The following is a 12,941-nucleotide window of genomic DNA, read 5'->3' on the forward strand; positions in this document are numbered from 1 at the left end:
CTATCCTTTTACTGCGCCAGCGGTCAGCCCGGAGACGATTTTTCGCTGGAAAACAAGTACGAGCGCCACGAGCGGCAGCGTCACGATCACCGATGCCGCCATGATGTTGCCCCATGGGATCTCAAATTCCGACCGGCCCGAGATGAGCGCAATGGCGACGGGGACCGTGCGCTGGCTGTCGGTGGACAGGAAGGTCAGGGCGAAGAGAAACTCGTTCCAGGCATGGATGAACGCCAGAAGCCCGGTGGTGACCATGGCCGGCCACATTAAAGGCAGGAAAACGCGGCGGATGATGGTGAGCGATGAGGCGCCGTCCATGATGGCCGCTTCCTCAATCTCCACCGGCATGTTGCGCATGAAGGTCGTCAGCACCCAGACCGTGAAGGGCAGGGTGAAGATCATATAGGAAAAAACGAGCGCCCAGAGCGAGTTGAACAGGCCGAAGAACCGGATGACCTCAAAAAGCCCCGACAGCACCGCTATCTGCGGAAACATCGAGACCGACAGAACGGTGAGCAGGAGCAGGCCGCGTCCGCGGAACTGAATGCGGGAGAGCGCATAGGCCGCCGTGACCGCGAGTGCGAGGGAGAGGATCACAACCACGGTTGCCACAAACACCGAGTTGAGGATCTGTCTGCCGAACACGCCCTGGGTCAGCATGGTCCGGTAGTTCACGAAATCCAGCGCGGCGGGCAGGTAATTCACGTCGAACAGGGCCTGGCCGTCCTCGAGCGAGGTGAGAATGGCGTAGTAGAAGGGGAAGAGGGCCTGCAGGACGATCACGGCCACGACCGCGTAAAACCCGATGCGTTTCCAGAGGGGCGTTTTCATGAGCGTTTGCCCTCCAGATCCATGCGGGTCGCCATGATGAAGGTGATGGTAATGATCGCGATGACGAGGAAGAGCAGCGTTGAGGCGGCCGAGCCATAGGCGAACTGGTCGTAGTCGAACAGGTTCTCGCGGGCATAGACCGACATGGTGCGGGTGGCGTCGATGTTCGGGGTCAGCACGTAAATGATGTCGAACACGCGCAGGGCGTCGAGCGTGCGGAAAACAACCGCCACGAGGATCGCGGGCAGGATCAGGGGCAGTGTCACCCGGCGAAAGGTGCGGAAGGCGGGAACGCCGTCGAGTTTCGCGGCCTCGTAAATGTCCTGGGGTACCATTTGAAGCCCCGCGAGGATCAGAAGCGCCATGAAGGGTGTAGTTTTCCAGATGTCCACGATCATCACCGCAATCATGGCGGTGTCGGGCGAGGCGGTCCAGGCGACCGGTTCGGAGATAAGGCCCAGGCGCTGGAACATGTCGTTCAGGATGCCGAACTGGTCATGCATCATCCAGGCCCACATTTTGGCCGAGACAATGGTGGGAATGGCCCAGGGGATCAGCACGGCGGCCCGCACGAGGCCGCGACCACGGAACTGCTGGTTGAGGACAAGGGCTATGACGAGGCCGAACAGGGTCTCGAAGCTGACGGAGACGACCGCGAAGTATATTGTGTTCCAGACCGACCGCCACCAGCGGGCGTCAGCGAGGAGGCCGTAATACTGGCCGTCCTCATCGCCGAATTTGACGTATTCCAGGTAGTTTCGGATGCCAACAAACTGCGCGTCGGCCATGAGGTCCAGCGAGGCGTCGGTGAAGCTGAACCAGATCGTGCGGCCCAGAGGCCAGGCCGCGACGACGAACAGCGTGACAAGCATGGGCAGGAGAAAAAGCCAGGCCGAACGTGTTCTCGTCCGCGACAGAAGCGACCGGGATTTGCCCATTTTGATCCTTTCCCCTGTTTTGCTCCGGGCCGGTTGTGGCCCGGATGCGTGTGGTCCGCCGGTAATTACCAGCGCGGACCGCGCAGCCTTGTCAACTCGGCCTCGAGCCGCGCGAGATTGTCCTCGGCGCTGCCGTCACCGGACAGGGTGCTGTGAACGGCGGTCCAGAAAGTGGATGAGACCTCGTTGTATTTGCGCAGGGTTGCCGCTGACGGACGTGGCAGGGCGTTGTCCACCACGGGCTTCCACAGCGGGATGAACTCCTGCTGCTCGGCCACGTCCGCGTCCTCATAGACGGCCATGAGGGTTGGCGGCCGGGAGGTGACGATGGCGCGTTCCTTCTGGTTGTCGTAGTTGGTCAGGTAGCGGACAAGCTCAATCGCGGCGTCCTTGTGCTCGGAATACTCCGAAACCCCGAGGTTCCAGCCGCCCAGGGTTGCGGCCGAGGATGTGCCCTCACCGCCATCGGGCAGGGTGGTTACCGCGAACGTGTCCTTCACTGGGCTGTCATCGCCCGCCGCCAGCGCATAGGCATAGTTCCAGTTGCGCATGAAGACCGCGTTGCCGGACTGGAACACGCCGCGGGCGTCCTCCTCCTTGTAGTTCAGAACGCCTTCGGGTGCGATCCCGCCAACCCAGCTTGCCGCGAGGTTCAGGGCTTCCGCCGCTTTGGGGTTGTTGATCCCGATCGAGCCGTCAAGCTCAACAATCCGGCCACCGCCAAAGCTGTTGACCCATTCCTGCGCGTTGCAGGTCAGACCCTCATAGGCCGCGCCCTGAAAGACGAAACCGTACATGTCCGAATTGCCCTCGGCCCGCTCGGCATCCATGATTTTCTGCGCGGTATCGGTCATTTCCTGCCAGGTTTCCGGCACGTCCTCTCCGTGTTTTTCCAGCAGGTCCGAGCGGTAGTAGAGCGCGGGTGCACCGAGGAACAGCGGCAGGGCCACGAGCTTGCCGTCAACCGTCTGGCTCTCGACCGCGGCGGGCACGAACTGGTCGATGATGTCGGCCATGGGCTCGGTGAGGTCGACAAAATGCTGGGCCATCTGCGGGGCCCAGATCACGTCCATGCGGTAGACGTCGATGTCGCTCGACTGTGCGGAGAGCCAGAGGCGGTACTGGCCGAACTGGTCAGAGGTGCTCTCTGGCATGGAGACGATTGTGACGCTGTGTCCCGTTTCCTCCTCAAAGCGGTCAAGCTGGCCGCGCAGAACTTCCTGGTCGCGTCCGACCGAGCCGTGCACGATTGTCAGATCCTCGGCCACCGCTCCGGTTGCGAGCACGGCCAGTCCGGCGATACCCGCGAGAAGTTTCCCTTTGTATTTCATTGCAGTCCTCCTTGTTGGGTTGTCCTGTTGATGTGTGTTTTTTGGTTTCATCTTACGAAAATCGGTGAGGTCCAGGCCATCTGTCCGCTGTCCTGGTGCAGCCTGACATAGACCGATTCGCCCTGCTCCAGCGTGCCGAGGGGTATGTCGCCGGTCCACTGCCACTCTTCGGGCCTGGGCAGCTGATGCAGCCGCCAGGCGGGCGTGTCGATGGGGCCGAGATTGCCCGAAAGGGCGCCCTCAAAGAGCCGCGAGGCTGGAACCTCGACGGTCTGTCCGTCAAAGCGGAGCCGGATGACGGCGTCGGCGTCAAGCCGCGCGCGCACCATGAGGCCCTGGGTCGCGGAGGTGGTGTTGTTGGGGTTGGCCTCGGCGGTCACGGCGAAATCCACCTGGTTGCCGCTCGCGGAAATCCGCGGCAGCGGGTGTCCGGTGTCCTCGCCTTCCAGCGGCGAGACGATTTCCGGCCCCCGGAACCGGGGTTCAACCGCCAGCATCTCCCCCCCGCTGATCTCCAGGCTGCCGTCCCAGTGGTGGGATGATCCGCGCGCCCCCCAGCCCAGCTCAAGATGGATGAGCGTCTCATCTGGCTGCGTCGGGTCAACCGGAGACGGCGTGAGCGTGGGGCTGATGCGCTGCGCCAGGCGCCCGTTGCGGATGACGTCGATATGGTCGATGGCGCCGCCGGCCACGGCCTCAATGTTGAGGGTGGCGTCTGCCGTCGCGGGGATCACACCGCCCTGAATGGTTCCGTTGATGGCGGTAAGCAGATGTATGCGGTCGCCGGTCAGCGCGTTGGTTGTCCGCGCCAGCATGGCGTCCCAAAACGCGTTTCGATCATGGGAAGGCGCATAGAGCGCCATGCGCCCGTGGCCCCAGGAGCCAGGGAACCCACTGTGGTGATCGGTGTTCCCGACGATGCCAAACACTTTGCCTAACGCGAGGCCGTGCGCCATCGTGGAGTGACCGTCGACCGGACCCATCGAGTGCAGGTAGCCGCGCGGAGATTCCGAGCGTTCGGCGCATCCATGCATGGAATTCATTTCCACAAACGGGGACAGCTCCGGGTCAAAGGTGTCCCAGTTTATGCCGCGCCGTCCCTGTCGGTAGCCAATGTGATGGGGAAACGCCATCGCCCGGGCACCGTAGGTCTGCCGTAGGGCGTTCTTCAGTTCTTCCGGCGTATCCTCGAGGCAAAGCGGGCCGCCGTCCAGGTCGGCCAGGACGATGGTGTAGTCGCCATGGGCGTTTGAGTGGATCTCGTAGCCCGGAAAAACGGCAAGCGCGCCAGGCTTTTCCGCCGAGCGCAAAACGTCAAAATGATCGTTCCATCCGGCGCGCAGTTTCGCGAAACCCTTGATGTGGAAATCCACGATATGCGCGACCGAGGGGTCGTCGACCGGCATGTCGGGCCAGTGCGCGTGGCCGGTGACCGAGACGAAATCGAGCTGGAGGGCCGCCTTTTTCAGCGCGTCCGGAAACGGTCCGTGACCGTAGGACAGATCGGAATGGTTGTGGATGTCGCCGTAGAAGGGCTGCAGGTCCAGGTCATTCGCCAGAGGCCGCAGGCGCGGGGGCAGGGGAGCGTTGATCATGTCAGGTCCTCCGCCAGGGGGTCGACGGGTTGGGAGCCGTTGCGCAGGCTGATCTGCGCGGCTCTGACGAGGCGGAGTGAGGCGACACCCTCCGCAACGCCGACGGGGGGCAGTTCACCCTTCATGAAGCGGCTCATGCGGCGCACGACCTCCCGGTCCGCACCGAAATGCGAGGAGCCGGCGTCCGGATTTGGGAAGCGTATTGTGGAGCGGGCGCGGCCGTGATTTTCGACGAGGTCGATCTCGCCGCTGTGGCGCTCCATGCGCAGCCTTCCGCTGTCGCCCACGATTTCCAGGGTCTCCTGATCCTCCGACCAGGGGCCGAAAATGCTGAAGAACAGCGTGGCGACCAGGCCGCTGTCGTAGCGGACCGTGACAACGGCATGATCGTCTATGTCCGAACCAGGCTGGTAAACGCAGGTGTCGTTGCGGTCGAGAATGTCGCGGGCTGTGGTCCAGCTTTCGTTTGGCACGCGCCCGACGCCCTCAAACCGGTCGATCAGTGTCTCGTGACGGCGGTAGGGACAGTCGCGGTCGCAATCGCGGCAGCGGACGGGCGCATCTGGATCCGGTGCGAAAATGCCCGACCGGCCGCCGGTTGCGGTGACGCTGACCGGTCTGGCGCCATCGGCGATCCAGTTCAGCACATCAAAATGGTGGGAGCCCTTGTCGTTCAGAGCCCCCCCGGACCGGGCCTGGTCGCGATGCCAGAGTTGCAGATACCGGGTGTAGGGAATGACCGAGCGCAACAGTACCATGCGGGGCGTGCCGATCCGGTCGCCATGGGCGAGCTTGACCGCCTCGATCCAGGGGCGCTCATAGCGGCGGGTGAAGCCCATCATCACGGGCTGCCCCGACGCGGTTTCGCTCCGCGCAATGGCGTTGGCATCCTCAAGCGAGACCGAGATGGGCTTATCGAGGTAGATGCGTTTGCCCGCCTCGGCGGCCAGGCGAACCGGCTCGCGGTGGCTGTCGGTATGGGTGGTGACGATCACCATTTTCACGGCCGGATCGGCCATCGCCTCATCCATCGAGGCATAGACCCGGACCGGGTGGCTGACACCGGCGCCGGCGTAGACCTCCTCTAGGTGGCGGGCGGCCAGGGTTGCCCGGTCGGGCAGCCGGTCCACCACCCCGGTGATGCGCAGGTCGGTGTCGGCGGCGGCTTCGGCCATACGGCTTCCGATGAAGTAAACACCCCGCTCGCCAGCGCCGACGATCACCACTCCGGTCGTTTCCTGATTCTTCATGCAAGTCCCACTGACACCCGAATTGGGTTGACTGTATGTGAGTATAATGTTGGGAAATAGAGGTATTATATTCAGTCAGCCGATTTGGTCATCCGGGGACAGAACCTCAATCGAGCCGTTCTCAAGGTGATAGATGGGAAAATAGTGGGTTCGCGCGTCCGAGGCGTCACCATTAATCCGTGCGCGCACGACGCGCTCAAACAGATCGAGTTTTTCAGCGTTCGAGTTCCCCACCACATCGAACTGGTCCACGTGTTCGGACAGCATGTCGATACTGCCGAGCAGCAGGATGCTGAAGCCACTGCCCGGCCGGATGCCCCGCTCTCTCAGTGCCGCATCCAGCATGTAGCCATCCACCAGACCCCAGATGATCAGCGCGGTTGGGCGGTTCGGACCGGTATCGGCAGCAACCGGCAGAGCCCGGAGCACGTCCTCCGGCCGGTAGGAACCGGGCAGACGATCGACCTGGAACAGCTGCGGGTTCGGATCTGGCCCGGTCCATCCGCTCAGGAGGTCGAATTCACGTCGCGCCATGGCGATTTGGCGGGCACCGTGGGAGGATGTGAGGAACGAAATATGTTCGTGGCCACGCTCGCGCAGCTTTCGGTAGGCCACGGACAGCGCCTCGCGCCAGTTGGTGCCGATCACATCCGCATCAATACCAGTGACGGAGACGCCGTCGATGACAACCCGGTCCGCGTGATCCATGATGCCGGCGAGAAACCTGACGGAGACAATCTCAAAGTTGGTCTGCAGGAGACAGCACCTCGCCTGGCCACGTGCTTTCAGTTTCTCCAAAGCCGCCATTTCATCCGTGAACCCAATCATGCCCACGCGCAGGCCGCTGCGTTTGAGGCGTTTCACCAGTTCCATCAGCAGGTTGCGGGCGAGACGGCTCTCGGAACTGCGGTAAAGGATCTGGCAGTCGGAATCGTATTCACGTGACGGGGCCGGGCCATCGGCAATGGTCAGCCCCGCACCACGCCGGATCGAGACCAGGCCCTGCTCGCGCAGTGGCGCAAGGGCCCGTTGCACCACACGCTGGGATGTGTGGTACCGCGCCATCAGATCGCGAACGCGCGGCAGTCTCTGGCCTGGTTTTCCCCCGGCAATCAGTTCGAGGACGGCATCGCGGATTTTGTCGTCGACGGCCGTGCGCTTCATGGGGGCGGCTACTGAGCGTCCCCTGGTGTCTCGCCGCGATAGAAGGCGTCGAGGTTGTCCAGGGCGCGGAAGCCCATTGCGTCGCGGGTTTTGACCGTGGCGCTGCCTACATGGGGCATCATGAAGATGTTGTCGAAGCGGGCGAAATCCGGGTTCCCGCCCGGTTCGGTGACAAAGCAGTCGAGACCTGCGGCGGCAAGATGACCGCTTTCAATGGCCTCCACCAGGGCGGTCTCATCCACCAGGCTGCCCCGTGCGGCATTCACCAGAACCGCCCCCGCCGGCAGTTTCGCCAGGCGTTCGGCATTCATCATGCCTGTACTCTCGGCCGTGGCCGGGCAGTTCAGGGACAGGAAATCCGACACCTCCAGAAGGCTGTCGAGACTGTCGTGATACGTCGCGCCGCCTTCCAGTTCGGGGGCGAGCCTTGTGCGGTTGTGGTAGTGGATCTCCATGTCCAACCCACGGGCCTTGCGGGCCAGGGCGCGTCCCACGCCACCCATGCCGACGATGCCGAGGCGGGAGCCCGTGACCTGTTTTCCGACCATGAAGGCCGGCGACCAGAAATCCCATGCGCCGGAGCGCACAACCCGGTCGCCCGCAACCGCGTGACGCGCCGCGCCGAGCATCAGCAGCATGGCAAGCTCGGCCGTGGCATCGGTCAGAACGTCGGGCGTATTGGTGACCGTGATGCCCTTCGATTTCAGGGCGGGAATGTCGCAGTGGTCGAGCCCCACGGAATGGTTCGCCACGATCTTCAGGCGCGGGTCGAGGCGGCCGACCACATCGGCGCTGAAATGCTCGGAATGGCAGGGAATCATGCCGTCGACCTTCGCGCTCAAGGCGATGATCTCGTCGGCGGTGCCGGCCGTGTCCTCATCCTTGAGGATCACCTCATAGTCGCGGCGGGCGCGGTCCAGTGTGGCGTCCGAGAGCCTGCGCGGGATCCAGATGACCGGTCGTGACATAAGGCTCAGTCCCGCTTTTTGCCGCTGGATGTCAGGAAGTCGTAGCCCACGAGCAGGAGTGTCAGGACGATCACCGCGACCAGGTCCGGGCTCGGCACGCGGTAGGCGAGGATGCCGACGAATATCGCGAAAATGACGAAAGCAAACAGGGCGAGTATCCGGTTCATGTGAGGTCCAATCGCGTTTGTTTCATTGATCCGCCCAGGTGTTGAGCCAGTTCGCGGAGCGCAGCAGTCGCCCGTCATTACCGGGGCTCCCCACCAGCTGCACGCCCAGCGGCAGTCCGTTGGAGGCGGTCAGCAGCGGCAGGCTGATGGCCGGTGTGCCGCAAAGGGTCCAGACCCCGTTGAAGATCGGGTTGCCGGTGCTCCCGAGGCCCTCCGGAGCCGGGCCGGTGGCGGAGGGGCAGAGAATGGCGTCGCAGCGTTCGAAAATCTCCTCGAGCGCGGCGTTCAGGAGCTTTTGCCAGTCCAGCGCGGCCAGGTAGTCCCGTGCGGGGATCGCGTTGCCGGTCTCCAGTGCCTTGACGGTCTCCGGGCCGAGCCTGTCGAGACCATCGCGGAAATAGCGGTAGTAGTAGCGCGACATCTCCGCGAAATTGACGATCATACGCTGTTCGGCGGCGCTGTCGAAAAGGGATGGAAGATCAACCTCGAAGACCTGGTCGCCCAGTGCCTCAACCAGTTCGCCAAAGGCTGCATGGACGTCCGGATGCGCATCATCCCAACCAGGCGGGCGTACGAAGGCAAAGACCGGTTTCAGGGGCGGCTCCGACCGCCCGGTTTCCAGCAGGCGGGGCGCCGGGGCGAGCGATGTCTGCCGGTCTGCCGGATCATGGCCGAAAAGCACGTCCGCGATCAGGGCGGTGCCGAGCGGATCGCGGGCGAAGACGCCAACCGTGTCGAGCGTGTGCGACTGCATCAGAATGCCGCGACGGGGAATGGCGCCAAAACTCGGCTTGAACCCGGTCACGCCGCAATAGGAGGCGGGACGGATGACCGATCCGCCGGTCTGCGTTCCCACGGCCAGCGGGATCATGCCATCCGCCACCGCGGCCGCGGACCCGGCGGATGAACCGCCCGGCGTGTGGCCGGTGTCGTGCGGGTTGCGGGTTTTGCTCGGGTGCAGATAGGCAAGTTCCGTCGAGGTGGTCTTGCCCATGATCACCGCGCCAGCCTGGCGCAGACGCTCAACCACCCAGGCATCCGCCGTCGGAATCCGGCCCGCGTCCACCGGACAGCCGTTTTCCGTTGGGATTTTGGCGGTGTCGATGATGTCCTTCAGCCCAACGGGAAGACCGTGCAGCGGGCCGACGGGGCGGCCGGATTTGCGGTGGGCGTCCAGACCGCGCGCCTGGTGCCGCGCGAATTCCGGGTCGAACCAGGCCCAGGCCTGAACCTCCGGTTCGCGGGCCTCGATCCGCGCGATGCAGATCTCCACCAGGTCGACCGCGCTCAAGGCCCCGCTCGCCAGCCGGTCGCGCAGATCGACCGTGTCGGGCGTTCCGGATGTGGGCAGGCTACCCTCCATAAAACAGCTCCGGCAGGTAGAACACGATCTGCGGGAAGGCATACATCAGGACCATGGAAAGGATGACGCAGAAGAGGAACGGCATCACGCCCTTGAAGATATGCGTCAGCTTGATGCCCGGCGGTGCGATCCCCTTCAGGTAATAGGCCGACATGGCCATGGGTGGCGTCAGGAAACTGGTCTGCAGGTTCAGGGCAACCAGGATGCCGAAGAACAGCGGATCAATGTCAAAGAACGCCAGCAGCGGCAGGAAGATCGGTACGAAGATGATGATGATCTCCGACCATTCCAGCGGCCAGCCCAGCAGGAAAATGATGAGCTGCGCCAGGATCAGGAACATGATTGGTGACAGGTTCAGCCCCTCGACGAACTCGGCAATCACGGTCTCGCCACCAAGGTAGGAGAACACGGCCGAGAAGGTGTAGGAGCCCACGAAGAGCCAGCAGACCATCGCGGTGGTCCGCACGGTCAGATACACGCTTTCCCGCAGCCTCTGCCAGGTCATGGCGCGGTAGAGCACGGCCAGCAGCATGCCGCCAAGCGCCCCGATGGACGCGGCCTCGGTGGGCGTCGCCAGTCCAAACAGGATCGACCCCAGAACCGCGAAGATCAGGAACGCGAGCGGCAGGAACGATGTGACGATCATCAGCATCAGCTTCCCCATCGGCATGTCGGGGACTTCCTCACTCGTGGGCTTCGGCGCCACACTGGGCTGAAGGATGGACCGGCCCACGATATAGACCAGATACAGTCCCACAAGCGTCAGACCAGGCAGCAAAGCGGCCGCGTAGAGCCGCACGATCGAGACGTTGGAGGCGGCGGCGTAGACGATCAGCATGATCGACGGCGGGATCAGAATGCCAAGCGTTCCGCCCGCGCAGATAATGCCGCTGGCAAAGGACGGCTCATAGCGGGCCTTGAGCATGGCGGGCAGGGCGAGCAGACCCATCAGCGTCACAACAGCACCCACAATGCCCGTCGCGGTCGCAAACAAAGCACAGGTGATCAGGGCCGCAATACCCATGGAGCCAGGCATGTTTTTCGACGCGATGTTCAGGGTCGAGAACAGGCGGTCAACGATGTTGGCCCGCTCCACGATATAGCCCATGAAGAGGAACAGCGGCACGGCGGTCAGAACCTCGTTCGACATCACCGTGAAGGTCTGGTTCACAAAGAGGTCGAATATTCGGTTGTTGAAGAACCCCTCAAACCAGGTCGACCATTGTTCCCAGCTTCCGGCGTTCTCCTCCAGACGGTTGAAATCGCGCCACATCCGGCGCTCGTCGAAATAGGCGTAGTAGCCAAAGCCGATGCCCATGGCCATGAGCGTGAAGGCAATCGGGAATCCGAGAAATACAAAGACAATGAACAGCCCGAGCATCATCAGGGCGATTTGGGGGTCGGTCACGGCGTATGCCCTTTCTCGGCCTCGTTGACCTGCTTCATGAGCAGATCCTCCGTCTCGAACACGTCCTCGTCGGCCTCAAGCCAGACATTTGTGCGCATGGCATGGATGCAGCGGCAGACCTGGGCGAGCCCCTGAATAAACAACAGGATACCCGCCGCGACGATGACGGTTTTGAACTGGTAGATGGGAACCCCGGCCGGGCTGTTTACGGAGACCTCACCGTACTGCCAGGATCGGGCGGCGTATTTCCATCCGGCGAGGATGAGGGCCGTGACGCCGGGGAAGAAAAACAGGATGTAGAGAACGAAATCGACCTTGGCCTGGGTGCGCGGCTGCCAGAGACGGTAGAGAAAATCACCCCGCACATGCCCGCCCCGGGAAAGGGTATAGGCCCCGCCCATCATGAATAGCGTGCCATACATGATGAAGGACACGTCCAGCGCCCAGGCCGTGGGGCTGTTGAGCACGTAGCGCACAAACACCTCATATCCCGTGCCGACCGACATGAGAATAATCAGCCAGGCGAACGCCTTGCCGAACCACGCCGACAGGCTGTCAGCGAATTTTATGAAGCCAATCATTTCGCCCCCGTTTAGCGGAAAACGCCCCCGGTGAGGTCACCGGAGGCTTTATTGCCGGTTGGATCAGAGCTTGAGCTTGCCCGGGAAGTAGTGCTCGTAGGCCAGAGCGTAATCCGGTGCGTTCATCAGCTCGTAGAAGCCGACCTTCTCAACCCACTCGCGCTGGCTGTCGAGGGTCTTCTTCATGAAGGGATCCTCTTCCAGTGTCGGGATCAGCTCGTCCCAGGCCTGGATCTGCGCGTCCAGAATCTCCGTCGAGGTGCGGTGAACGGTCACACCGGCCTCATCCTGGAGCCACTGAAGGTCGTCCGAATAGCGCCGCATGGCTTTCGCCGTGTTGGCGGTGGACGCCGCCTCAACGCCGTATTTCAGGATGGCCTGCAGATCCGGGTCCAGATCCTCAACGAAGGTGCGGGAGAACAGGAACTCGAAGCTCTCCGACGCCTGGTGATAGGAGGACAGGTAGTAGTTTTTCGCCACGTCCTGCGCACCGAAATCCTTGTCCGAGGACGGGTTGTTGAACTCGAACGCGTCGATCACGCCGCGCTCCATCGCCGGTACGATCTCACCGCCCGGCAGCTGTGCGACCGACATGCCAAGCTTCGTCAGAAGGTCGGCGGCCAGACCCACGGTGCGGTATTTGAACCCGTCAAGGTCCGCCACCGTGTTGACCTCGCCCTTGAACCAGCCGAAGGGCTGCGCGAACATCGGGAAGCCCATGTAACCGATCACGTCGAGCCCCATGATGTCCTGGGTCAGCTCGCGGTAGAGTTCCGCGCCGCCACCTTCATAGAACCACGACAGCATCGTGGTCGCCGAGCCGCCGAACACGGGGCCGGTGCCGAAGAGCGATGCGGCCTTGTTCTTGCCGTACCAGTACACCGGCACGGAATGGGCGGCGTCGATCACGCCGTCATTCACGGCATCAAGCACCTGGAACGCGGCCACAACCGCACCCGCGGGCAGCACGTCGATTTTCAGGCGGCCACCGGACATTTCCTCAACGCGGTGGGCATAGTCCTTGGCGAACTCGTCCCAGATATTGGATGCGCCCCAGGACGTCTGCATCTTCATCACGATGGGCGCCTGGGCCAGAACCGCCGGAGCGGCCAGCACGCCGCCGGCGGACGCACCACCGGCCAGGGCCGACTTCTTCAGAAAGGACCTGCGGTCCAGATTTGGTTTCTCAGTCATTGAATTTTCCTCCCTTTGGGCACGTTCCGCCCGGCCCAACCCTGTTGTCCGGGTGGTATACTAGCGCCGTAACGTTACCCGCCTGACCGTTCCGCGCAACCTCCATTTCCATCACAAAACGAAATTGTCAGCAATTTCCACAGCCTGCCCC

General features: G+C 62.8%; 12 protein-coding genes. All 12 read right to left on the minus strand.

The features are described 5' to 3' along the window. A complete protein-coding gene (locus ACP15P_RS18505; RefSeq protein WP_424929962.1) occupies positions 1-831 on the minus strand; it encodes a carbohydrate ABC transporter permease in 831 nt (276 codons plus the stop codon). Beyond that, positions 828-1,769 (minus strand): carbohydrate ABC transporter permease, encoded by a 942-nt coding sequence (locus tag ACP15P_RS18510; RefSeq protein WP_424929963.1) that lies wholly within the window; start codon positions 1,767-1,769, stop codon positions 828-830. Before ACP15P_RS18510 ends, ACP15P_RS18505 begins: the two co-directional genes overlap by 4 nt. A 65-nt stretch (positions 1,770-1,834) precedes the next feature. Next, complete coding sequence (locus tag ACP15P_RS18515; protein WP_424929964.1) at positions 1,835-3,100, minus strand: ABC transporter substrate-binding protein; 1,266 nt, start codon at positions 3,098-3,100, stop codon at positions 1,835-1,837. 47 nt (positions 3,101-3,147) lie between these two features. Continuing rightward, positions 3,148-4,695: a hypothetical protein gene (locus tag ACP15P_RS18520; protein ID WP_424929965.1), complete on the minus strand. Its 1,548-nt coding sequence runs from the start codon at positions 4,693-4,695 to the stop codon at positions 3,148-3,150. Then, on the minus strand, positions 4,692-5,945 hold the full coding sequence (locus ACP15P_RS18525) for a Gfo/Idh/MocA family protein (RefSeq protein ID WP_424929966.1): 1,254 nt from the start codon (positions 5,943-5,945) through the stop codon (positions 4,692-4,694). The genes ACP15P_RS18520 and ACP15P_RS18525 overlap by 4 nt, the downstream gene beginning before the upstream one ends. Positions 5,946-6,020: 75 nt before the next feature. Continuing rightward, on the minus strand, positions 6,021-7,109 hold the full coding sequence (locus tag ACP15P_RS18530; RefSeq protein ID WP_424929967.1) for a GntR family transcriptional regulator: 1,089 nt from the start codon (positions 7,107-7,109) through the stop codon (positions 6,021-6,023). Positions 7,110-7,117: 8 nt separating this feature from the next. Continuing rightward, positions 7,118-8,077 carry a 2-hydroxyacid dehydrogenase gene (locus ACP15P_RS18535; protein WP_424929968.1) on the minus strand — a complete coding sequence of 320 codons (960 nt, stop codon included), beginning with the start codon at positions 8,075-8,077 and terminating at the stop codon, positions 7,118-7,120. Between the two features lie 5 nt (positions 8,078-8,082). Then, a complete protein-coding gene (locus tag ACP15P_RS18540) occupies positions 8,083-8,244 on the minus strand; it encodes a hypothetical protein (RefSeq protein ID WP_424929969.1) in 162 nt (53 codons plus the stop codon). Positions 8,245-8,266: 22 nt separating this feature from the next. Then, positions 8,267-9,607: an amidase gene (locus tag ACP15P_RS18545; RefSeq protein WP_424929970.1), complete on the minus strand. Its 1,341-nt coding sequence runs from the start codon at positions 9,605-9,607 to the stop codon at positions 8,267-8,269. Next, a complete protein-coding gene (locus tag ACP15P_RS18550; protein ID WP_424929971.1) occupies positions 9,597-11,015 on the minus strand; it encodes a TRAP transporter large permease in 1,419 nt (472 codons plus the stop codon). The genes ACP15P_RS18545 and ACP15P_RS18550 overlap by 11 nt, the downstream gene beginning before the upstream one ends. Continuing rightward, on the minus strand, positions 11,012-11,596 hold the full coding sequence (locus tag ACP15P_RS18555) for a TRAP transporter small permease subunit (RefSeq protein ID WP_424929972.1): 585 nt from the start codon (positions 11,594-11,596) through the stop codon (positions 11,012-11,014). Before ACP15P_RS18555 ends, ACP15P_RS18550 begins: the two co-directional genes overlap by 4 nt. 63 nt (positions 11,597-11,659) lie before the next feature. Next, complete coding sequence (locus ACP15P_RS18560) at positions 11,660-12,790, minus strand: TRAP transporter substrate-binding protein (protein WP_424929973.1); 1,131 nt, start codon at positions 12,788-12,790, stop codon at positions 11,660-11,662. Between the last annotated feature and the right edge of the window lie 151 nt (positions 12,791-12,941).

This window comes from Amaricoccus tamworthensis (assembly GCF_049800875.1).
Taxonomy (GTDB): Bacteria; Pseudomonadota; Alphaproteobacteria; order Rhodobacterales; family Rhodobacteraceae; genus Amaricoccus; species Amaricoccus tamworthensis.

What these genes read in the sequence shown, in the direction of transcription:
- ACP15P_RS18540 (WP_424929969.1), bottom strand. Translation starts at nt 8,244, where the DNA reads ATGAACCGGATACTCGCCCTGTTTGCTTTCGTCATTTTCGCGATATTC.
- ACP15P_RS18510 (WP_424929963.1), bottom strand. Translation starts at nt 1,769, where the DNA reads ATGGGCAAATCCCGGTCGCTTCTGTCGCGGACGAGAACACGTTCGGCC.
- ACP15P_RS18535 (WP_424929968.1), bottom strand. Translation starts at nt 8,077, where the DNA reads ATGTCACGACCGGTCATCTGGATCCCGCGCAGGCTCTCGGACGCCACA.
- ACP15P_RS18505 (WP_424929962.1), bottom strand. Translation starts at nt 831, where the DNA reads ATGAAAACGCCCCTCTGGAAACGCATCGGGTTTTACGCGGTCGTGGCC.
- ACP15P_RS18530 (WP_424929967.1), bottom strand. Translation starts at nt 7,109, where the DNA reads ATGAAGCGCACGGCCGTCGACGACAAAATCCGCGATGCCGTCCTCGAA.
- ACP15P_RS18555 (WP_424929972.1), bottom strand. Translation starts at nt 11,596, where the DNA reads ATGATTGGCTTCATAAAATTCGCTGACAGCCTGTCGGCGTGGTTCGGC.
- ACP15P_RS18520 (WP_424929965.1), bottom strand. Translation starts at nt 4,695, where the DNA reads ATGATCAACGCTCCCCTGCCCCCGCGCCTGCGGCCTCTGGCGAATGAC.
- ACP15P_RS18515 (WP_424929964.1), bottom strand. Translation starts at nt 3,100, where the DNA reads ATGAAATACAAAGGGAAACTTCTCGCGGGTATCGCCGGACTGGCCGTG.
- ACP15P_RS18545 (WP_424929970.1), bottom strand. Translation starts at nt 9,607, where the DNA reads ATGGAGGGTAGCCTGCCCACATCCGGAACGCCCGACACGGTCGATCTG.
- ACP15P_RS18560 (WP_424929973.1), bottom strand. Translation starts at nt 12,790, where the DNA reads ATGACTGAGAAACCAAATCTGGACCGCAGGTCCTTTCTGAAGAAGTCG.
- ACP15P_RS18525 (WP_424929966.1), bottom strand. Translation starts at nt 5,945, where the DNA reads ATGAAGAATCAGGAAACGACCGGAGTGGTGATCGTCGGCGCTGGCGAG.